General features: G+C 41.9%; 26 protein-coding genes. 10 read left to right on the forward strand and 16 right to left on the reverse strand.

Features of this window, described 5'->3' with window-relative positions; genetic code table 11:
• Positions 1-259 precede the first annotated feature (259 nt).
• The gene (locus ACEQ1T_RS00975; protein WP_312886244.1) at positions 260-448 is read right to left on the reverse strand and encodes a hypothetical protein; all 189 of its coding nucleotides are present in this window, start codon (positions 446-448) and stop codon (positions 260-262) included.
• An 88-nt stretch (positions 449-536) separates the two neighbouring features.
• The gene (locus tag ACEQ1T_RS00980) at positions 537-722 is read right to left on the reverse strand and encodes a histidine kinase (RefSeq protein ID WP_206842489.1); all 186 of its coding nucleotides are present in this window, start codon (positions 720-722) and stop codon (positions 537-539) included.
• Between the two features lie 227 nt (positions 723-949).
• Between ACEQ1T_RS00980 and ACEQ1T_RS00985 the strand changes: the two genes are divergently transcribed.
• The 5 genes from ACEQ1T_RS00985 to ACEQ1T_RS01005 all read left to right on the forward strand — a co-directional run bounded on the left by ACEQ1T_RS00985 (position 950) and on the right by ACEQ1T_RS01005 (position 5,344).
• Positions 950-1,798 (forward strand): YitT family protein, encoded by an 849-nt coding sequence (locus ACEQ1T_RS00985; RefSeq protein ID WP_370221455.1) that lies wholly within the window; start codon positions 950-952, stop codon positions 1,796-1,798.
• A gap of 193 nt (positions 1,799-1,991) precedes the next feature.
• On the forward strand, positions 1,992-2,621 hold the full coding sequence (locus tag ACEQ1T_RS00990; RefSeq protein ID WP_206842487.1) for an NAD(P)H-binding protein: 630 nt from the start codon (positions 1,992-1,994) through the stop codon (positions 2,619-2,621).
• Positions 2,622-2,635: 14 nt separating this feature from the next.
• Positions 2,636-4,243 carry an FMN-binding glutamate synthase family protein gene (locus tag ACEQ1T_RS00995; protein WP_206842486.1) on the forward strand — a complete coding sequence of 536 codons (1,608 nt, stop codon included), beginning with the start codon at positions 2,636-2,638 and terminating at the stop codon, positions 4,241-4,243.
• A gap of 223 nt (positions 4,244-4,466) precedes the next feature.
• A complete protein-coding gene (locus ACEQ1T_RS01000; RefSeq protein WP_048010370.1) occupies positions 4,467-4,844 on the forward strand; it encodes a hypothetical protein in 378 nt (125 codons plus the stop codon).
• On the forward strand, positions 4,841-5,344 hold the full coding sequence (locus tag ACEQ1T_RS01005) for a hypothetical protein (RefSeq protein ID WP_370221457.1): 504 nt from the start codon (positions 4,841-4,843) through the stop codon (positions 5,342-5,344). Before ACEQ1T_RS01000 ends, ACEQ1T_RS01005 begins: the two co-directional genes overlap by 4 nt.
• Before the next feature lie 192 nt (positions 5,345-5,536).
• Here the strand turns inward: ACEQ1T_RS01005 and ACEQ1T_RS01010 are convergent, their stop codons facing one another.
• The 3 genes from ACEQ1T_RS01010 to ACEQ1T_RS01020 form a co-directional block, all read right to left on the reverse strand.
• Positions 5,537-6,319 (reverse strand): alpha/beta fold hydrolase, encoded by a 783-nt coding sequence (locus ACEQ1T_RS01010; protein WP_370221458.1) that lies wholly within the window; start codon positions 6,317-6,319, stop codon positions 5,537-5,539.
• A 14-nt stretch (positions 6,320-6,333) separates the two neighbouring features.
• The gene (locus tag ACEQ1T_RS01015; RefSeq protein ID WP_206842479.1) at positions 6,334-6,615 is read right to left on the reverse strand and encodes a GNAT family N-acetyltransferase; all 282 of its coding nucleotides are present in this window, start codon (positions 6,613-6,615) and stop codon (positions 6,334-6,336) included.
• Between the two features lie 67 nt (positions 6,616-6,682).
• Positions 6,683-7,048 (reverse strand): DUF488 domain-containing protein, encoded by a 366-nt coding sequence (locus tag ACEQ1T_RS01020; RefSeq protein ID WP_206842478.1) that lies wholly within the window; start codon positions 7,046-7,048, stop codon positions 6,683-6,685.
• A 194-nt stretch (positions 7,049-7,242) separates the two neighbouring features.
• Between ACEQ1T_RS01020 and ACEQ1T_RS01025 the strand changes: the two genes are divergently transcribed.
• Positions 7,243-7,371 (forward strand): hypothetical protein, encoded by a 129-nt coding sequence (locus ACEQ1T_RS01025; RefSeq protein ID WP_370221460.1) that lies wholly within the window; start codon positions 7,243-7,245, stop codon positions 7,369-7,371.
• Positions 7,372-7,410: 39 nt separating this feature from the next.
• On the opposite strand, the gene hemG is transcribed toward ACEQ1T_RS01025, so the two are convergent.
• The 8 genes from hemG to ACEQ1T_RS01065 form a co-directional block, all read right to left on the reverse strand.
• Positions 7,411-8,796, reverse strand: coding sequence for a protoporphyrinogen oxidase (gene hemG / locus ACEQ1T_RS01030; RefSeq protein ID WP_206842473.1), 1,386 nt, complete (start codon positions 8,794-8,796; stop codon positions 7,411-7,413).
• 142 nt (positions 8,797-8,938) lie between these two features.
• Complete coding sequence (locus ACEQ1T_RS01035; RefSeq protein WP_206842463.1) at positions 8,939-10,003, reverse strand: C45 family peptidase; 1,065 nt, start codon at positions 10,001-10,003, stop codon at positions 8,939-8,941.
• 207 nt (positions 10,004-10,210) lie between these two features.
• A complete protein-coding gene (locus ACEQ1T_RS01040) occupies positions 10,211-10,927 on the reverse strand; it encodes a lactate utilization protein C (protein WP_370221463.1) in 717 nt (238 codons plus the stop codon).
• Complete coding sequence (locus ACEQ1T_RS01045; protein WP_206842461.1) at positions 10,927-12,354, reverse strand: LutB/LldF family L-lactate oxidation iron-sulfur protein; 1,428 nt, start codon at positions 12,352-12,354, stop codon at positions 10,927-10,929. Before ACEQ1T_RS01045 ends, ACEQ1T_RS01040 begins: the two co-directional genes overlap by 1 nt.
• Before the next feature lie 18 nt (positions 12,355-12,372).
• The gene (locus ACEQ1T_RS01050; protein WP_206842459.1) at positions 12,373-13,089 is read right to left on the reverse strand and encodes a (Fe-S)-binding protein; all 717 of its coding nucleotides are present in this window, start codon (positions 13,087-13,089) and stop codon (positions 12,373-12,375) included.
• 139 nt (positions 13,090-13,228) lie between these two features.
• The gene (locus ACEQ1T_RS01055; protein WP_206842458.1) at positions 13,229-15,013 is read right to left on the reverse strand and encodes an L-lactate permease; all 1,785 of its coding nucleotides are present in this window, start codon (positions 15,011-15,013) and stop codon (positions 13,229-13,231) included.
• Positions 15,014-15,195: 182 nt separating this feature from the next.
• Positions 15,196-15,915, reverse strand: coding sequence for a FadR/GntR family transcriptional regulator (locus ACEQ1T_RS01060; RefSeq protein ID WP_206842456.1), 720 nt, complete (start codon positions 15,913-15,915; stop codon positions 15,196-15,198).
• 165 nt (positions 15,916-16,080) lie between these two features.
• Complete coding sequence (locus ACEQ1T_RS01065) at positions 16,081-17,130, reverse strand: DUF1835 domain-containing protein (RefSeq protein ID WP_206842454.1); 1,050 nt, start codon at positions 17,128-17,130, stop codon at positions 16,081-16,083.
• A 147-nt stretch (positions 17,131-17,277) separates the two neighbouring features.
• Between ACEQ1T_RS01065 and ACEQ1T_RS01070 the strand changes: the two genes are divergently transcribed.
• The 4 genes from ACEQ1T_RS01070 (at position 17,278) to ACEQ1T_RS01085 (ending at position 19,107) form a co-directional block, all read left to right on the forward strand.
• A complete protein-coding gene (locus ACEQ1T_RS01070; protein WP_009335774.1) occupies positions 17,278-17,754 on the forward strand; it encodes a glutathione peroxidase in 477 nt (158 codons plus the stop codon).
• 20 nt (positions 17,755-17,774) lie between these two features.
• Positions 17,775-18,215: a MarR family winged helix-turn-helix transcriptional regulator gene (locus ACEQ1T_RS01075; protein WP_206842451.1), complete on the forward strand. Its 441-nt coding sequence runs from the start codon at positions 17,775-17,777 to the stop codon at positions 18,213-18,215.
• An 87-nt stretch (positions 18,216-18,302) separates the two neighbouring features.
• The gene (locus ACEQ1T_RS01080; RefSeq protein WP_206842449.1) at positions 18,303-18,605 is read left to right on the forward strand and encodes a DUF5634 family protein; all 303 of its coding nucleotides are present in this window, start codon (positions 18,303-18,305) and stop codon (positions 18,603-18,605) included.
• Between the two features lie 85 nt (positions 18,606-18,690).
• The gene (locus ACEQ1T_RS01085) at positions 18,691-19,107 is read left to right on the forward strand and encodes a VOC family protein (protein ID WP_370221461.1); all 417 of its coding nucleotides are present in this window, start codon (positions 18,691-18,693) and stop codon (positions 19,105-19,107) included.
• A gap of 38 nt (positions 19,108-19,145) precedes the next feature.
• Here the strand turns inward: ACEQ1T_RS01085 and ACEQ1T_RS01090 are convergent, their stop codons facing one another.
• The 3 genes from ACEQ1T_RS01090 to ACEQ1T_RS01100 all read right to left on the reverse strand — a co-directional run bounded on the left by ACEQ1T_RS01090 (position 19,146) and on the right by ACEQ1T_RS01100 (position 21,212).
• A complete protein-coding gene (locus ACEQ1T_RS01090; protein WP_206842445.1) occupies positions 19,146-19,898 on the reverse strand; it encodes an AAA family ATPase in 753 nt (250 codons plus the stop codon).
• Between the two features lie 28 nt (positions 19,899-19,926).
• Complete coding sequence (locus ACEQ1T_RS01095; RefSeq protein WP_206842688.1) at positions 19,927-20,769, reverse strand: radical SAM protein; 843 nt, start codon at positions 20,767-20,769, stop codon at positions 19,927-19,929.
• Between the two features lie 92 nt (positions 20,770-20,861).
• Positions 20,862-21,212, reverse strand: a complete 351-nt coding sequence (locus tag ACEQ1T_RS01100) for a VOC family protein (protein ID WP_206842442.1) — start codon at positions 21,210-21,212, stop codon at positions 20,862-20,864.
• Between the last annotated feature and the right edge of the window lie 27 nt (positions 21,213-21,239).

Consider the following 21,239-nt stretch of genomic DNA (forward strand, 5'->3'; position numbering starts at 1 on the left):
ACTTTTTCATGTTTGTTACCTGAAATTCGGCTTCATGTAGCGCTCATGGAGACCATTTTTCTCTTTGCTTCCTGATTTTGGCTTCATGAAGCGCTCATGGCGACCATTTTTCTCTTTGCTTCCTGATTTTCGGCTTCATGAAGCTCTCATGGCGACACTTTTTCTCTTTGCTTCCTGGTTTTCGGCTTCATGAAGCTCTCATGGCGACCATTTTTCTCTTCGCTTCCTGGTTTTCGGCTTTATGAAGAATTCTCTTCTATCACCGGCTTCTAAACTTGCCTGGATTCTCAACTCTAATAGAAACCACTTCTCCGCAGCTTAAACAAAAGCGATAGATTTTTAAGGATCCTGCTGAGAGTTTTTTATTTAATGGTTTAACCGGCATGAAGTCGGTGCCTTCCGCAAATTCAGTACCTTTGCACCCTGGGCATTCTTCAATATGATTCACCTCTATCAACCCCTTCTGCTTATATACGATCCCAAATGGGAAAGGTTACAAAAAGAAATGCCAGTCCCTTACGGGGGAGCAGGCATCTTTATTGTTCTTCTTTTTCCGGCTTGAATAGAAAGTATGAGATAACTCCTGATAATAGTGCTGCACCAGCTGCTATCATCAATCGAATCAACACATCTATTTGCTGATAATCTTTATTAAGCATCCACATTGCAGCTGCAGCTACAAGAATCATAATGGGAATGACAATAAGCTTCCTATTTTTCAAGATTTCTTTACATCCTTTCGCGTCGTGCTACTCATAACTTATTATATAAGAATTAAACAAAAATAGATAATAACATCCCCTTTTGCAAACCCTCCCAATTTTCATAATTATTAAACCTTATTTTTTTGCCCTCATTCCCTTTACAAAAGAGCTTTAAGGGCTTTATAATCCCGTTGTTCCACTTTATACGGATCCCGAAAAAAACTATAAAAAAGGAGGTTGCGGCGATGCGGCAAAAACTGTTTTCTTTTATCATGATCAATCTGGGAGCATTCCTGGTTTCTATAAATGTCCATTTTTTCTTGTCCCCCAATAATTTAGCAACTGGAGGGGTCAGCGGATTGTCGATTATCATGAATGACTTATTTCCCGATTTCTCGATTGGTACTTTCATGATTTTTGTCAATTTGACCTTGTTTGCATTTGGTTTTATTTTTCTTGGATCAGGTTTTGGGGCAAAAACCATTTATGCGAGCTTCGCCTTGTCTTTTTATGTGTGGGCGCTTGAAAAATTCGCCCCAATGGCCCAACCGCTAAGCAATGACCTGCTTATTCAGCTGATCATTGGGCAATGCATCGCCGCGACCGGAATGGCAATTGTCTTCAACCAGCAGGCTTCTACTGGCGGGACAGACATCATCGCCATGATTTTTAATAAATACTTAAATATTGAAGTTGGCAGAGGAGTGCTTCTTGCCGATTTATTGATCGCCCTGTCTTCTGCCGTTCTGTTCGGCCCGCAAGTCGGCATGTATGCATTTTTTGGGGTCATCATTAATGGGTTTGTCATTGATTATGCACTCCAGCAATTCAATTCAAACAAGGAAATTGTGATTATCAGCCGCCACAGTGATGAAATTAAAACCTATATCGTTCATGAACTGGGCAAAGGGGCAACCATCCACACTGCAACCGGTGCTTTCACATCCGATAAAAAAGAAGTCATTACGACCATCCTGGGGAGAAAGGATTTCACAAAGTTGAAAAGTTACATTACCCAGGTTGATAATAAGGCATTTATCACCGTTCATACGATGAATGAAATTCTTGGCCAAAATTTTAAAAGGCTGGCATAATGGCGAAGCTTCATCCGCAAAGGATGGAGCTTATTTTTTTACAGTGAGATTTGCTTTGGGCTGCAGAGCCATGCAGTGATTTATAGTAAAAATGGAATCCTATAAGCGGTCCTAATGGTCCGCTTTTTTGTTTGCCTCATTTTGGTTTTAAATAAACCCTATGTGGAAAAAGGGTAGAAAAGGAGGCGTTAGCATGAAAGTAATTGTAATCGGTGCCAATGGAGATGTAGGTGAGCATGTCATCAGAAAGCTCGCGGAGAGAAAGCATGAAGCTCTTGCCGTTGCTGCAAATGAAAACCAAATTGAAGATCTTGTAAAATTGGGTGCAGCCCATGCAACTGTTTATGACGAGCAAAAGCTGATTCCCCATCTTCAGGCATCAGATGCAGTGATTTATTTAACAGGCGTCAATCCTAAAAAACATACGAGCAAAACAGTCATGGTCGATCACCAATCTATTTCAGATATCATCGAATTGGCTCAACAATCCGGCGTCAGACGATTTGTGATGATGAGTGCAGTCAAAGCGGAGGAAAGTGAAACGGACTCTTCCCGCAAGATTGCGGCGAAGGATCTTCCAGAAGATATGCTTAAAGCTGCCGATTTGGTCTACACGGTTATCCGGATTGGCCAATTGACGGACAATCCCGGCAGCGGAAAGATTACCCTGTCAAAGAAAATCCATGACCGGGATGCTGAGATTCCGCGTGAGGACGCAGCCGAAGTTCTGGTAGAGTCTATTGATAAAGAAGCTGTCTTTCATTCAACCATAGAGGCAGCCTCTGGCAACATCGCTATACGAGAAGCCCTAAGCCAGTTTTAGAGAAGGAGGACAAAATGAGTTTAACAGATTACCTTGTGATTGCTTTATTTATATTTATTGCAGTAGTTATTTTAGTACCAGTCATTCTATTTATTTATTGGTATGTAAAAGATGACAGGCAGAAACAGCACTCCATACTCAGAAACTTCCCGGTAATTGGGAAGGTACGATACATCACAGAAAAAGTGGGACCTGAACTAAGACAATACCTATTCAATAATGATACAGAAGGCAAGCCTTTTTCCAGAAAGGAATACCAGGATGTTGTCAAAGCAGGCAAATACAAAGAAAGGTTAATTGGATTCGGCTCTATAAGAGATTTTGAAGAAGAAGGCTTCTATATACGCAATACCTTGTTCCCTAAACTCGTTGATGAGATGAAGATGGATAATACACAGAAAGTTAAAACACGTGTTTATAAAGTGGATGGAGACAATCTGTTTTCAAGAAAGGAACACAGCGAAGAAAAATTGGCCGATCCTTACTATCTGCGTGATGAAGATGCGGTTGTGCTGGGGGAAAAGACCTGCCGGCAGCCATTCAGAGTCAAGGGACTTGTAGGCCAATCGGCCATGAGCTATGGCTCTCTTGGCGAAAAAGCGATCACTGCACTTTCAAAAGGCCTTGGCCTTGCAGGCGGCACCTGGATGAATACTGGTGAAGGCGGTCTGTCTCAGTATCATCTGGCCGGCAGCCCGGACATCATAATGCAAATTGGCCCTGATATGTTCGGTGTCCGAAAGGCTAACGGGGAATTCTCCTGGGAAGAATTTAAAAAGAAAAGTGAACTGCCTGAGGTAAAAGCCTTTGAATTAAAACTTGCGCAGGGTGCGAAAACCCGCGGCGGCCATGTTGAAGGTGAAAAAGTAACCGAAGAAATTGCCCGTATCCGGCTTGTAGAGGTTGGCAAAACGATTAACAGTCCAAACCGTTTCTATGAATTTGATGATGTCCCTTCCATGTTCAATTTTATTGAGGAGCTCCGAAGTGTAGGCGGAAAACCTGTCGGAATGAAAATAGTGGTAGGCGATCTTGATGCCCTGGAGAGCATGATTTCCTATATGAAGAAGAGCGGCAAAGGCCCTGATTTTATTACAGTTGATGGCGGTGAAGGCGGAACAGGCGCTACTTATCAGGAGCTTGCAGACAGTGTGGGGCTCCCCATTCAATCAGCCCTGACAGTTGTGGATGAAATGCTGAGAGAGTACGGAGTCAGAGACCGCGTAAAAATTATCGCTTCCGGTAAGTTAATCACTCCTGATAAAATTGCCATTGCTCTTGCGATGGGAGCGGATCTTGTCAATATTGCCAGGGGCTTTATGATCAGCGTCGGCTGCATCATGGCCCAAGTTTGCCATACCAATCATTGTCCTGCAGGGGTTGCAACAACAGACAAGAAGCTGCAGGACGGATTGATTATTGATGAAAAGCATTACCGTGTCTGCAACTATGTCATCTCTCTAAGAGAAGGACTATTTAATCTTGCGGCAGCTGCAGGTATCGATAATCCGACTCAATTTGAAAGAAAACATATTGTTCATAAAGATAAATTCGGCAGGGTCTCTCCTATTGAAGATATACTGCATGCAGCCAAACGCGCACAGCTGCAGAAAGAAAGCTGACAACCTGATGCCTGGTCCTGTATGGACCGGGCTTTTTGTCCTCTTATTTTCCTTTTGATAAGAAATAAGATTTACCATCCGCACCTTTTTCTTACATAAATTCAGGACTATCGTGTTATTTTGAGTTTATCATTCGAAATCCCCCGGCATTAAAGGTATAATTTATTTTGGTTAAAAAATAGATACATAGAAAAAATGTGTTTACATAAGGGAGGATTTTAGGATGGGATGGGTAATCGCCATATTATTTGGTTCAGCAGTCGTGCTGCTCATTTTATCGTTTTTAAAAACGGCGCAATCCAAATCAAATATTGAGCAGCAAATCGATCAGGTTACTTTTACATTAAAAAATGAAATTCATGAGCTGCAGCAGCAGATCAGAAATATTGAATTGGATGCTGAGATTACAGCAAAGCAATCAGGGGCAATGAGCGGGCCATCAGAAGAAAGACTATTGCTTCGCGAAGTATTGGATATGCATAAACGCGGATATTCTAATGAAAGCATTGCATTAAAGAAACAGCTTACACCGAACGAGGTCGACCTGATGCTCCTGCCTTATTCAGCGAACAAAGGTGAAAGGAGCATGGTTGCCCAATGACACCAAATACCTTGCGCAGTTTTGCAGCAGGCCTTTTAGCGGCGGCCATCTTAACAGGAAGTGTCTACCTTTTTGGACCCTCTGAAGCAAAGAGTACAGAAAAGCCTTCTGATAAAACTGAGAAAGCAGAAAAGCTGTCAGATAAAGAAATGATTGAACTGCTGGCATCTAAAGGATACGTCATCAACACTGAAGCTGAATGGAGCAAACAGCTCGCTGCCGCAGCAAAGTCCAGCGAGAAAAAAGATGAAAAGGCAGAAGAGAAAACTGAGGGCAAAACTGGCGAAAAAGTTGTTTACCGGACTATTTTAACCGTATCAATGGGAATGACCAGCATTGACGTTGGGAACGCACTTGAAAAAGCCCACATTATTGAAAGCGGAGTCCAATTCTATAAAGATGTAGAAAAACGCGGTCTTGAGAATGATTTGCGTCCCGGCACGTTTGAAATTGAAAGCGGTATGACGACGGATGAGATTATTTCAGTTATATTTAAGTAAGATAAAGCTCCTTTTCTGGTGAAAAGGAGCTTTTTTTCTATATTTCAATCGCAAAAATGATTAATTTGGCGGCAAAGGAACCTTTCTGTGCGCATAACGCCAATTTATGTGCGGATAAGATTTTTTATGTGCGAATAACCCAAATTTATGTGCGGATAAAAAAATTTATGTGCTCTCCAAAACATAGACTGCTTACTCTTTCAAAAACCCGAGGATAACCTCTGCCAGTTCATCCGGTGCTTCGTACATGCTCATGTGCCCCGCACCATTAATGGTCACCGGCTTGATGTTAGATCCTTTAACTGCAAATGATTTTTCTGGAGGGACAATCTGGTCTTGTTCTCCAGCCACAATTAAAACTGGGAACTTTGTACTTTTCAAGACATGACTGCGGTCCTCACGCTGTTTCATCGCTTTCAGTGCAGCCTTTGCACCTTCAGTTCTTGTACGATAGCCAATTTCTTTTGCCATTTGAATTTCGTCCGGGTGTTTCTCCCCAGGTGCAAAAAGCTTCGGCACCAGCCCATCTATAAAGGACTCCATTCCTTCCTTATCAATTTTACCGGCAGCGACATCCCTTCCCTTTTTCCCTTCTTCAGAATCCGGGCTGGCTGTTGAATGGATAAGTGAAAAGGATTTCAGCTTCTCCCCATACGCTTCAGCAAATGCAAGGCTTACATAACCGCCCAATGAGTGGCCAAAAAGAGATACTTTATCAAGTCCGAGCTCATCTATAGCCCCTTTGATTGCTTCAGCCATCTTTTCAATAGAGGGTTCACCCTCTGGCAGCCCTGAACTCCCATGCCCCGGAAGATCCACCGCAATGACGCGAAAGTCCTCTGCCAATAATGGAATGACCCTTGCCCAGTAATCTTTGCTGCCGCAAAATCCATGCAGTAATACAAGCGGATCCCCTGTGCCTTCATCATAGTATGAAATGGCTGTTCCATTTACATCTATTATTTTTGCGTCCATTCAGAAAACCTCCTTTAGTTTGCAAGCAAATCCTGATATCCGCTCTTTCGGTCAAAAACAGCTTTTGCATATGAGCAGGCAGGCACAATCTTATATCCCTTGCTGCGTGCCTCCTGAACAACGCTTTCCAAAAGCTTTCCTGCAACTCCCTGACCGCGGAGGGACTCACTTACATATGTATGGTCTATGGTTATGACAGAATCACCGCTTGGAATATAGGTAATTTCAGCAATCATATTCCCTTCATCATCATTCATAAAAAACCGGTTTTCTTCTTTTTGTATATTTGCATTCATATCATTTCCTCCTGTATTTAAAATTAACTTAATCTTTCTATCTTGCTTTCCCTCCTTATTAGAAAGACTAAACATACCTTTTCATGATTTCCTCACACAGAACTCTCGCATGGTTATGAATGGGATCTTTGGCAGCATATAATAAAGTAACCTTCTGCTCTTTTGACATTCTCGCCAGCTCATCTAATTTGCGGATTTTATCGTCCTGTGTTCGCAGCTCTGCAAGATATTTTTTCCGAAATTCTTCAAAAAGCTCAGGCTTATGGTTAAACGCCTTTCTAATCTCATTGCTTGGCGCAGCCTCTTTTTCCCATGCTGATAAACGGGCATCTTCTTTTTTAATTCCGCGGGGCCACAGCCGGTCAATAAGCACCCGATAGCCGTCTGCTTCGTTGTATGGGTCATAAATTCTTTTTATAAAAATTCCAGTCAATTTAAGACACCCCTTGTATATCCCTTGTGATTTGCTATTATTATAAACATAATATACAATTTTTTCTAATTCAATCAAATGTGAGGTGCAGGAAATTTGACAGGTATTATTGCTGTGGTTATGACTTTCTCTATTCTCCCATCATTGCCATCATGACTGTTCATACTCAAAAACTCGCAAAGATCAAACATAATATGATAAAAGATGAAATCACCTTGGAAAAGCTGAAGCAGGAAAACTTTTTGCTTGAAACAGAAAAAATGAAGCTCGAACTGGAGCAAATGAGAATTGAAAGTCCTAAGGATCTTTCCAAAATCATATAAGCTAAAAATCCCCAGCTTACACAGAAGGGGATTTTTGTTTTACATATTCTCAATAATTTTTCCGGCAGTTTCTGCCCCATTTTCGATGCAGTCAGGAATGCCAACACCATAATACGAGCAGCCGGCAAGCCATATTCCAGGGTATTCCTGAGCCAATCTGTTTTCAATTGCCTCTACTGTCTGAGGATGGGATATCAGATAGTTTGGCATTTTTTCAGTCCACTTCGTCACTTCACTTGCAGCGGGAACAGATGTAATGCCAAGGCTTTTTTCAATATCGGCCACAGCCGTCTGCAGCAAATCGTCTTCGTTCATTTCCTTTAGAGTTGCAAAGGCCGGATGGCTGCTTTTATAAAATAATCTTACAAGTAAATTACCGCTTTCAGAAGTATGCTTCCATTTGCGGCTTGTCCATGTACAGGCATTGCAGGTCAATTCTTCCATATTTGCAGTGATGAAGCCTGTCCCGTCTTCAGGCAGCTCGCTGTCTGGAATATCATAAGCAAGATAAATAGAGATTAAGGAACTGTTCTTCAAAAGTCCGAATTCCGCTTTCAGCTCCTCATGATCGAACAGCGCTGCAGCGGCATTATGCGGAATGCTTAGAACCACATGATCGGCCTCCAGGCTTTCCCCATTCGAGAAATCGACTATATATCTGCGATCACTTTTCTTTATTTTAACTGCCTTCGTGTTTTTAAATATTTCTGTTTCATCCAATTTTTCCTCATAAGCATCTATCATCGCATCAAGACCTTTTTTAAAGGAAAGAAACTTCTTGCCCCCTCCAATCTGGAACACCTTTTTATTTTCTTCAAAACCTTTAATGATGCTGCCGTATTTTTCTTTATAATCAAACACCTGCGGAAGTGTCGAAGCAATAGTTAAGTCACTGAGATTCCCGGAATATACTCCAGAAAGAACAGGCGCAATTTGTTTTTCCACCAGCTCTTTTCCGAAGAAATGCTCCAGGAAATCACCGATGGAATCGTTCTTTGTAAAGCCATCATTTTTCGTATAAAAATCTTTTAGGGCTTCAACTTTTCCTTCTGCTGAAACAAGAGCAGATTTGGCAAGAGATTCAACACTGGCCGGTATCCCAAACACAGAATCTGCAGGGATCAGCTTCAGCTCTCCATCACTGTATATATAAGACCGCCCCGCAGCATTGTAGACAACAGCTTCTTCCAGCCCCAGCTCCTGGATAAAATTCATCGCATTTGCTTTGCGGGCAACAATCGAATCAGCTCCCGCCTCGATTACAAATCCGCCTTCCCTGACTGTGCGGATTTTTCCGCCGAGCTGTTCTGCTGATTCTGCCAGCACAAGCCTAATATCCTGATCCTTTTCTTTTTTCCACTTATTCAGTTCATACATAGCGGACAATCCTGTTACACCGCCGCCTATGACCAATACTGTTTTCACGTGTATGCACCTCAGTTTACATCCAATTCATATATAAAGTGTACCACAACATAAAGATAAGAAAGAATGTGAGGGTTTGTCCAAATGATGAATATATTCTTTCAAAATAGGAAAAAAACGGAGAAAGTAACTCTTCGTTTCATCATTTCCTAAACCAATTCGCCTGTTCATCCATATGCAAAAAGGGAATGTCCGTATCAACTTCACCAGTGATTCTATTCATTTTAATATCCTGGCCATCGAGCCAGTCCCTGAAATCAAAAATTACTGGCTCTCTGTCACCGCCGAGCGCAAACCAGGCTTTCATCTCTCCCGGCAAATAGGCTGATGTATGAATTGTCCCGGCCCAGCTCCCATAAAGATCCGAGAAAACGCCTTTATCGTTATCATTCAAGAGGCGGAAAGCATCATGTACATCTAAACGCTCACCCTGATGGCTTTTCATGACATCCAGCCTGCGCAGGCTGTCAGCTAGATGATTGCGATTTTCATCCTTCATGATTTCAAAATGGTTAGTACAGGCAGTTGTCTGACGGACCTGTACACCTCTTGGAGATGTTTCCACTGCATAAGCCTCTCCGCTTGTGTCATACACCACATATGTAAAGGAATGGCGGTGCGGTATTTCCTTCAGCATCTCAACCGCTTCTTCCACATTTGCACATGATTCCAAAATCAGGCGGCCGATCATGCAGCAGATAAAGCCATCAGCAGGCTTTTTCCGGTTCATAAAATTATAGCCGATTACAAGTCCTTTTTCGTTCATGCCATCCATCCGTCCGGTCATCCTCTGGCTTGGACCAATCATCGCATATCCCTGATCTGTTGGCTGATAAAAAGTATAGCGCCCCTCATAGGTTTTCGGATGGTAATCATAATTGCGGATCAGGTAATCAGCCCCTGTAAGGATGGAACATCCCGAGCGGACATAATCGAGGCGATAGCCGCCAAACTCCTTCAAAACCCGCTCCATCGGCCAGTGCAATGCTTCCCGTATCCCAAGCAGTTCATCCCAAATACCAGGGGCAAACCTCGTAATCGCTTTTTTCACTTCGGCTTCATTTATTGAAAATCGCGGCTTTCTTACCTTCCATTGATCCTCCCGATTTTTCACAGAAAGAGAATCCTTTATAAGTTCTCCCTGCATGAAGCCAAAATCAAAGTGGGTTCCGCGGAATTGAATAATATCACTGTAAATCTTTTTCAAGATGAATCCCTCTTCTATTCTTTTCTTTTATTAAGAATAAATGAAGCCTGCATGAAATTCCAGCAGATGGCTTATCAGAAAAGCGGAAGCGCCTTGCCCACCTCCGACACCTCGAGGGGTAGCACTGGAGATAGACAGTTATCGAAGTTCAAAAATTTTACTACCTTATAAAAGACTGAGCTGCATTTTTCTGCAGATCAGCCTCCTTTATTTATCGTTAACAATGATATATACAGCCTGCACAGGACCATGTACACCTACAATTAAATTCATTTCAATATCGGCACTGTTGCTTGGGCCTGAAATGAAATTTACACAGGATGGGACAGGTTCGCCATTCTCCACAATTGTGTGGATATGCTTTGCAACCTGGGTCATTCTTGGAACAATTGTGCTTTTTGGGATAATGGCAAAGTAAATCACAGGAAGAAGGCTTACTGCTCGCCCCTTCCCTTTATCACTGAACAAAACAACAGTTCCTGACTCTGCAAGCGCAGCATCACTAAAGGTAATTCCGATGTCTGCATGTGCGGAGAAAGCAAGATTCTCTTCTCCTCCTTCTTGATCCCAGACATGGACTGCTATTCCATTGCCATTAAAATCAATAGGGAGGGAAGATAATCCAAATTCTTCAAAGCGCGGATCATCCCATGTAACGACCGATTTGCCTCCGTATTCTTTAATCAAGCGGCCGATTTGCTCAGGTAGCTCTGCAGAAGGTGTTTCATATACATCCGTATGAATTAACAAACATTGCTTCTTCAGGACCTCTACAAGCTCGTCCTGTGAGGCGCCCTTTAAAACGTCCCACTGAGGATTATGATCCCATGCAGGTTTTTCTACCTCAGAAAGACGTTTTCTCCCCAGATTTTTTGCCAGATTGTCAAGGAAAGAAGTGCGATTATACACTTGTCCAGCTGCCATCATTCTCCCCTCTCTTTCTTTCTCTTTTTATATAAATCTCTGAATCTGTCTTTCTTTGGTGCGGGGAAATCCCGAATTTCCGTCCAATTTTTCAAAGGGCCGGGACCAGCTGAAATTTTATCATCCTTTGTGAATGCTCCCAATGCCTTGGGTGCCAGCTTTGAGCCGATATTGTACATGGATGGTGAAGCTGTGCCGAGACTGAAGGCTTTCATGGATAAGTTTTCAAACACCGGTGCTCTGCCTTCTTTTTCAACAATCTCCTGGCGGTGGCGGAGCAAATGCTCGTGTAATGGAATTTTTACCGGACAAGCTTCCGTACATGCTGCACACAGCGTTGAAGCATATGGCAGTTCTTTATATTCATCATAGCCGCCAAGAAGAGGAGTCAATACCGCTCCTACTGGCCCCGGATAGATAGATCCATAGGAGTGACCGCCGACATGGCGATAGACTGGACAGACATTAATGCAGGCTGCACAGCGGATGCAGTGAAGGATGGACTGGAATGCTGTTCCTAAAATTTTTGAACGGCCATTATCCACAATAACAAGATGGAATTCTTCTGGACCATCTATTTCTCCCTCTTGCTTTGGACCAGTTAATGCAGTTATATAACTCGTTAATTTCTGCCCGACTGCTGCGCGGGTCAGCAGGCTTACCAGAACTTCCATCTCTTCCCAGGTAGGCACAATCCGCTCCATTCCCATTACAGTAATTTGCGTTTTTGGAATGGTTGTCACCATCCGCGCATTTCCTTCATTTGTCACCAGGGAAATCGTTCCGGATTCGGCAATGGCAAAATTGCATCCCGTAATGCCAATATCCGCCTGAAGAAACTCTTCCCGCAGTTTTTCTCTTGCAAAAAATGCAAGCTCTTCAGGCTTCTCGGTTTTGTCATAGCCTAATTTATCCCTAAAAACATCGCGAATCTGTTCTTTATTTTTATGAAGGGCAGGTGTAACGATATGGGACGGTGGATCATGATCGTCCACTTGCAGAATCCACTCGCCAAGGTCGCTTTCAATGACTTCACAGCCAGCATTTTCAAGCGCTTCGTTCATATTAATTTCTTCTGTCACCATCGACTTGGATTTGACAACCTTTTTACCATTTTTCTTTTTAACTACATTGGTAATATACTCATTTGCCTCTTCAGCTGTTTCAGCGAAAAAAACATATCCCCCTCGCTTAGAGACATTTTCGCTCATGAGTTCCAGATAATAATCCAGATTCTCAATGGTATGGGTCCGAATCTCTTCACCCAGCTTGCGCCATTCCTCCCAATTTCCTAATTCTTCAGCTGCGTTCAGCCTTCCGCTGCGAAAACGCCCCTGTGCAGAGGAAACAGCACCGCGCATAAAAACATCGCCTATCCCGTCTTTGACACGCTCTTTAAAAGGTTTTTCCCCTATTTTCATAGCCATATGTGTTTCCCTCTTTTCCTATCTGCTATTTAATACAGAAGCAATATGCATCACCTTAATCGGCTTCCCTTTTCTGTCTATCCGTCCTCCAATATTCATCAGGCATCCGCAGTCGGCTCCTATTAGAATTTCAGCTCCGCAATCTTCAACACTCTGAACCTTTTCATCTACCATCTGCTCTGAGATTTCCCCCATCTTTACCGAGAAAGTGCCGCCAAAGCCACAGCAATTATAGTTGTGTGCGAGCGGCTTCATCTCAAGACCTTCTACATTGCTTAACAGCTTCATTGGGGCTTCCTTTACTCCTAATAATCTCGTCATATGACAAGAAGTGTGGTAGGTCGCTATTCCATTCAGCTTTGCCCCTACGTCCTCCACTCCTAAAACAGCCACGATAAACTGTGTCAGTTCATACGTTTTTTCAGCTAATTTTTTGGCGCGCGGCTCCCACACTGGGTCTCCTTTAAAAACGTGCGGATACTCTCTGAACATAGTTCCACATGATCCCGAAGGAGTTACAACATAATCTGAATGTTCGAAAACAGAAATCATATGCTTCATGGATTCTTTCGCCTTATCCACATATCCGCTATTATAGGCAGGCTGCCCGCAGCATGTCTGCTTTTCTGGAAAATCTACTTCGCAGCCCAGCTTTTCCAGTAGTTCTAAAGTATCCATTCCTACATCCGTCTGAAAAATATCTATTAAACAGGTTACAAATAATGATACTTTCATAGATCTCACCTTTACTTTCTTCAAGTAAATATATTCATTCTGGGTCTTAACTAAGTTTAAGCCCAGATACCCGCACAGTCAACAGGTCATCAGATGACTTTAGTGTAATATAGCAAGCCCCTCAATGGAGCTTGCACCATTATGCTGACTTTTTCAGCCTTTTATCTTCCATTCTGTTCTGTTCCTGGCCTTTAGCAATAAAAACTGCAATGAATACTGCCACTGCGGCCAGGATAAGCGTTCCAATATTCATGCCAATTCCATTGATGGCCACATACCCGATTCCGCCTGCAAAAATAACATAGAAAGTCATTGGGATAAGCGTTTTTCGTATTAAGCTTCCTTCCCTTCCTATTAAACCGGCAGAAGATGAAGCAGCAACAACATTATGGACACAAATCATGTTACCTGCTGCTCCGCCGACAGCCTGCAAGGCAACAATGGTGGCGGGAGAAGCAAGGATATTATCAGCTACTCCGAATTGAAACAAAGAGAACATCATGTTGCTTACTGTATTGCTTCCTGCAGCAAATGCTCCAATCGCACCGATTGTTGGCGCCGCAAGTGGCCAATAGCTCCCAAATATATTGGAAATCCCCTCTGCCAATGCCAGTGGCATGCTAGTAAAATCGGCTGCATTGATTCCTGAGTTGATAAATACCTGGACCATTGGGACCGCAAATACCAGAGCAGCCATTGCACTGACAATCGTTTTAAAAGAGTCTTTTACTGCCTGTCCGTAATCTCTCACATTCATTTTAAAAATAAAGATTGAAAGCAAGGATACTACAATAAAAATGACACCAGGAAGATTTAGCGGCTTGGATTCAATTGTTATAGCCGTCCCGAAAACGCTCTCAAATTTCAGGACAAAGGCTTGAAGCCAGGCCGAGAAAGGCAAGTATTGCACACGTGTTAAAACTAATAGAACAGCCACCAGCAGGTATGGCAGCCAGGCAGCCAGAAATGATACTTGTTTCTTTGGTTTGTCTGCCGCGTCCACATCAAGGGAGCCCGTCCATGAAGGATTCCAATGGCTTTTTTCTTCGAAGTCCCATGCTTTTACAGGGGTAAATAATCCTTTTTTAGCGGCTGGCACCACAATCGCCAGGCCGATTAAACCGCCAATCAAAGATGGAAATTCAGGACCCAGTAAATTGGCAACTAAAGCATATGGGACTGTAAATGCCAAACCTGCAAAAACGGCAAACTTCCATATGGCCAGCCCTTCTGCAATTGATTTATTTTTTCCGAAGAAGTAAGTCAGCATTGTTACCATAAATAATGGAATAAATATGCCGATGACACCATGAATCAGGGCAACCTGTCCTCCGATTGCATTTATGTAGGCATCAAATGTCGTGCCTTGCTCTGCAATATAGCTTTGAACAAGAGGCGAATCCTTCAACCCTGAATGGACCCCGATTAATATCGGTGTTCCTACAGCCCCATAGGAAACGGGTGTGGATTGCAGAATAAGCGCGACCATAACTGCACCCATTGCTGGAAAGCCAATCGCAACTAAAAGAGGACCAACTATAGTGGCTGGAGCCCCCCAGCCAGCTGCCCCTTCCAGGAAAGATCCGAATAGCCAGCAAACGATAATTGTTTGGACACGGCGGTCAGGGGAGATGCTCATAAAGCCTTTACGAATGGTAAAAATAGCACCACTTACTTTCAGTGTGTTCAGCAGCAGGATGGCACCAAATACAATCACTCCCACTTCAAGCGCCGTGACAATCCCTTTCGCACTTGCTGCAGCTATTTGGTTTCCCGGAACTTTCCATATGAACATAGCCATAAGGATGGTCAGAATCAGAGAAACCGGCATAGCCCTCTTAGCTGGCCAGCGTAAAATAACCAAAAATAGAAAGACAGAAACAATAGGCAATGTAGCAATTAAAGCTAATAAACCAATACTCAAATTTCTCTTCCCCTTTCATGATGAAGGAATACTTCCTGGATGGAATTAATCCTATTAACAGGTCATCTGATGACTTTAGTATATTAAACAGTATAAATAAAACGCTTTCATATCTCAATAGAATTTTTCGAAAAATTTGCAGAATTAAACACAATCGTAGGAATTACGATTGGGTAGTCCTATTACATTTCAATTTCCTGAAAGTATTCCATTAATACATCTTCCACACTTTGAAGATGCTGAAGCAATAGTTTTTGTGCTCTTGCACCATCCCTTTGTTCAATTGCCTCATAAATGCTGGCATGCTCAAGGGTCAGCCGGCCAAGTGTAGATTTTTCCGAATAAAGCCATAGCCTGCGGGTTTCACGCATAGTTGTGAACATCATTTCTGAAACATTGTTCATGAGGCTGATCAGCAAATCATTTTGGGATGCTCTTGCGATGGCCATATGAAAACGAAAGTCAGCTTCTTCTCCTAATTCTTCATCATTAGCATTTTTCATTTTCTCCAGTGCTTCTTTAATTTCAGAAAGTTGCTCTGCCGTCCGTCTTGACGCTGCGGCTTCAACAGCTCCTACTTCAAGAATCCTGCGAACTTCAAGCAAATTCTTCACATCGTCCTTTTTCATTAAGACGGCAATTTGCACTGGCAGCTTAAGCATATTTGAATTGAATTCACGGACATAGGTACCTTCCCCCTGATGCATTTCAACCAGGCCCATAGCCCGCAGTGCACTCAGTGCCTCCCGAACCGCCGAACGCCCAACCTGAAAATTCTCAGCCAGCTGCTGAACAGAATCGAGCTTATCACCCGGCTTCAGATCACCAGCTTTTATCATATCCATAATGGCTTCAGCCACTTCTTCATATATTTTGCGTGGTTTAATACGTTTATAATTCAATCATGTTCACCCCATTATGTATCTAACTATGATTTTATAGTAATATGTGCGGTGAGACAAACGCTAATTTGTAAGCGGTTAATCCATATAACAAGGAAAATGCTATTTTTTCTGGTCCTTCCTGCAAACATTAGGTTTCAGCTAAATCATATACCACAGTTTCTGCTAATCAACTGATGACGGACGGTCTCCGCATTTAGCTTTTAGTTCTTTTAGCTTAATGCTATAAAACCTCATACTTTTCGGAATTCCTTTTATGGCAAATATTCCGTTATAAATTAAGGATCTTACTCTATACTCGGCAAAGCCATCACCAATTGGCTCATCCAGATGCCCTATCACTTCCCCAATTAATCTGGCTGATTTTATAAAACCTTTATTGCTTTTATGGAGCTTTTTGGCTGATTCGATGATATTTTCATCAAAATAACTCTCTCGTACACTATGTATTTCATTATCTTTCCATATGCGCAATAATTCCTTTGTTTTGGAGAGGGACTGCCAATCAGATACAAACCTATTTCTTTCTTCTGCAGATAAAGGGCTTCCCATTTTTTTTTCTAATATGATCTTCAGTTTTTCTGGAGCTGCTTCACCTGAGTGCCTTAAAATGTATTGTTTCTTTTTCGCAGGAAAAAGCTCCTTATATGACCGAGCAGTATTAATAACATGCACAATATTTTCTTTGTTTCTTAATAAGTGAAGGAAATACCGCAAACCGGTTTGTTCATCTGCATTGTCAGCTGTCCAGATCACGATCGGTTTTCCCGCTGGAATTTCATCGATCTCCTCAAGTGCTTTGGCTATTTTTCTTTCATATTCCTTTTCCAGATAATCTTCATGCATATTAATATGATCCATCAGCCATTCTAATCGCTTTTTTCTCCCCTCCTCTTCATGCAGCCTCCAGAGAGGTCCATTGCTAAAGAAGTCAGGAAAACCAATGACCTTATTTTCTTTATTAAGCCCAACCTTTAAAGCGCCTGCCGGTGATTCTCCGCACACAATGTGGTATGTTTCATATTCCCGTTCCAATTTCCTCTCTTGGGAATAAAAGATTATCTTTTTTTGGATATTATTGAGCAGTTCAATGATATCTTCCTGGGAATCAACGCTGTTTTTCAATAAGTGGACCCGAAGTAATATGTGGAATAAATAGCTCTTCGCTCCCCTCTCAGGGAGTTTCTCAATCGCTTCCCGCAGTTCGTCCAACATCCTGATCACCCTTTGTAAATGAATTAGAAATCTATCTTTCTACGAATGAACTTTAATGGTAGTTTCATAAAAAGCTGATTTGTTTGCAAAAAGACTTTAGATCGCTTAAGATTAAATCGCACACGATTTAAAATAGGAGGGATTCTTATGACAACAGTTTATGATTTTGAAGTCAAAAAAACGAATGGTGAATTGAAATCTCTGAAAGAATATGAAGGAAAGCCTCTAATTATTGTAAACACAGCCAGCAAATGCGGGTTAACGCCACAATTCAAAGGACTTCAGGAGCTTTATGAAAAGTATAAAGACAGCGGCGTTGAAATTCTTGGGTTTCCTTGTGATCAGTTCAATAACCAGGAATTCGATAATATTGAGGAAACAACTGAGTTCTGCCAGCTTAATTATGGTGTGTCTTTCCCGATTTTCGCAAAAATTGATGTAAATGGTGACAATACTGACCCATTATTTGCTTACCTAAAAGAACAGAAAAAGGGAATTCTGTCTAAAAACATTAAGTGGAACTTTACTAAATTCCTCGTGGACCGCAATGGCCAGGTTGTAGAACGGTATGCACCTACAACTGAACCAGGAAAAATCGAGGATGATTTGACGAAGTTATTGTAATTCTGGAATCAGGTGATGATGTGAAAGATTTTTATACACTGGATAAACAGCTGTGTTTTGCTGTTTATGAAACAGCAGGCGAATTTACAAAACTGTATACAAGTGCCCTTCAGCCATTTGGCTTAACCTATCCGCAGTATCTGGTTCTTCTGGCACTTTGGGAAAAGGATGGACTGACAGCAAAGGAGCTTGGAGAAAGACTAAATCTTGGCACGGGGACACTCACCCCTATGATTTCCAGAATGATTTCTAATGGATGGCTTCGAAAAGAGCGTTCCAAAGCTGATGAACGCAAGGTGTATATCTTCCTTGAGGAAAAAGCACGCAAGGAAAAAGAGGTTATCACGCAGAAAGCCGGAGAGGCTATTCAGGCTTGCAGCATTGAGCGGGAAGAATATGAAGAACTTATGGAGCTTCTCGGAAAACTTAGATTTAAGTTAAGGAGCAGAGTACTTCGCTGATGCGGAGTACTCTTTTCACAGTTCAATGTTTAATCCCTCCAAAAAAAGCCATATTAAGGGATAGATAATCGGAAGGGAGCAAGCATAATGGAGTTTTTACCAAGAGAGCAAATTATCAGTGCATTGCAGGAGCCATTTCAGTCATATTTAGACAAATATGAAATCGATGATATTGGTATTTTCGAGGAAGAAGGCCAGGATCATAATTACTATATAGGATACACGGTGAAAAAGGCAGGGAAAACTTATCACGTACATAGTCCATTCATTAAAGATGGTAATGGAGGATTAACTCCTGCAGAAAATGAGTGGACAATTGAATCGGATGAACCTGATAGCATTGACCGAAGAGGCTTCAGTAATATAGAACAAGCACTTCAAGAATTATAAAGATGTTCTGATTTTGACTTTTGAACTATATTAATTTTAGAATATTTTGTCTATAATGGAATTGTATTAGGAAGGAGTGAAAGGAATGGCTGTTAATGCCTATCTTAATTTTGAAGGAAATACTCGTGAAGCAATTGAATTTTATGTAAAGGCTTTTGAACTGGAAATGCCTGAGATTTCAACTTTTGGTGAATCACCGCAAAACCCTGAATATCCTCTTCCAGAGGAAGCAAAGAATTTGGTCATGCATTCAAGCCTTAACATTTGCGGCAGTAATGTAATGTTTTCAGATACTTTTCCAGGTATGCCATTTACAGTAGGAAATAACATTAATCTCGCAGTTGTCATTAATGACCTGGATGACCTGAGAAAGTATTTTAACAATCTGCAGGAGGGTGGCAAAGTAACCATGGAGCTGCAGGAAACATTCTGGAGCAAGAGCTTCGGCCAGTTAACCGATAAATTCGGTATAAACTGGATGTTCAGCCACGAAAGTGAATAAGATACATAGACAAAATGGAGGCATTCGGCCTCCATTTTTTATTCATCCAGCAAATGGTGAAGCATTCTTTTCTTATCATCAAAGAATTGTTTCATGATGCGGTAATGATTCGTTTCCTCCAGCTTCTTTTCTGAAATGCCTTCCTCGCTGAATTCATATATTACTGCGTCCGGATAGGCCATAATGATCGGAGAATGTGTGGCTATAATAAATTGTGAGTGTTCCCTGACTAAATCATGAATTCTTGTCAGCATGGACATTTGCCGCAAAGGAGAGAGTGCTGCCTCCGGCTCGTCAAGGATGTAGATTCCATTGCCGCGAAACCGGTGAAGAAATGTGGAGAAAAACGCTTCTCCATGAGATTGCTCATGTAAAGAACGGCCTCCAAAGGAGTCGATTACTTTTGGTGCGCTGCCTCCCCTGTCCATTTCCTCAATATTGGAAGCGACATTATAGAAACTCTCCGCCCTTAGGAAAAAGCCATCAGACGGTCTATCTATGCCTTTTATCACCTTGAGATAATCTCCCAGCACAGAATGCGAATCGAAGGTTGAAAAATTAAAATTGAAAGATCCCCCTTCAGCATTAAATCCTAAAGCTACCGCTACGGCCTCCATCAGTGTCGACTTTCCCATTCCATTCTCGCCGATCAGAAAGGTTACTTTCGGGTGGAAAGGCATCTCATCCATGGTTTTCAAGCTGGGAAGGCTGAAGGGATACTGATTGAAGGATGGAATATCTTCTCTTTTAAGCCTAATGCCTCTTACGTACTGTGAACTTAATAGATCCATAATAATACCTCATATATCCTTTAGTCAGCTATTTGCCATCAGGGCTGAACCCCGTCTTGGATACACCTAATTGAATGGGTGCACCTTGAAATTCCTGCTCCAGCATTTTAAGAACCACTTTATATGCAGACGGATTATACCATTTCTCCAAACCAAGCTCATCAAAAATCTTGCGGATTCCCAGTCTTTCGGTCCTTCTTCCTCCGCTTCCATCCCCCATCCAAAAATCGTCAATCGTCACACGGTTTGCAATAGATTTAAGTTTTGCAGGAAATTCCCTCGAGCATGGAAGTAACGGGGCCAGTGTTGCCTGAGTTATAATTCCTGCATCTTTTATGTCTTTTAGTGCAGCCATTCTTGCCGGGATGGGAGGTGCCGCTGGTGCAAATGCTTTTCTGACTTCTTCTTTGTCTGTCTCGATTGTCATAGAAATTCTGATTCTTTCTCTGAATTGCTGGAATAAATCGATATCCCTCTTTACCAATGGCGAACGGGTTTGTACATGTAAAAAGTCAGGCTGATTTTCAAGCATAACTTCCAATAAACTTCTGGTCAGTTTTGAGGTATATTCAATCGGCTGGTAAGGATCAGTGGAAGAGGACATAAATAAAGCAACTTTTCCGCTTTTTTTAGCTTTAGCCAATTCTTTCTCCAAAAGCTCGGCCGCATTTGATTTTATATCAATCCACGCACCCCATTCCTCTTCACGGAAAATGGAAACAGGGAGCTCCCTTACGTAGCAATATTTACAGCCAAAAGCACAGCCCGCATAGGGGTTCAATGAATGAGTAAAGTTGTCTATTGCACCTTTGGCAGGTGTTAAGATACTTTTTGATATGATTTCTTTAATTTGTATGTTCAAGTTAACCACCAAACAGAATGTATGTTCTGTCTTAAAAGTAACACTCTGATAACCTGATGTCAACAATAAGCACTAACTTCTCCTGCCATTAGACTCTTCTATCAATTAGTGAACTCAACTATTTCAATTTGATTTCCTGAAGGATCCTCAATAATGAAGTAACGGCCAGGAGGACAAGGCTGAGGATTTTCAAAAAGCATTTTCACACCAGCTTCTCTCATTCTGCTAAAATCACTTTCGATATTCTTTGAGAGGATTCCAGGCAATACGTTTGATCCCGTTTTTTCATCTGCGCTTTCTTCCAGAACAACCGGCACATCATTATGTACAAGACTGACAATTTTATCTCCATAATGTTTCGATACTTTGAAGTCTAAAACCTCAGTGTAAAAATTCACCGCACTTTTCAAATCCGTTACTTTGATTGTAATAACACATAATTGATTTAACATGGAAATTCCCTCCTTTTTTTAATCATA

Origin of the sequence: Cytobacillus sp. (assembly GCF_964223445.1) — a bacterium.
Lineage (GTDB): Bacteria > Bacillota > Bacilli > Bacillales > Cytobacillaceae > Cytobacillus.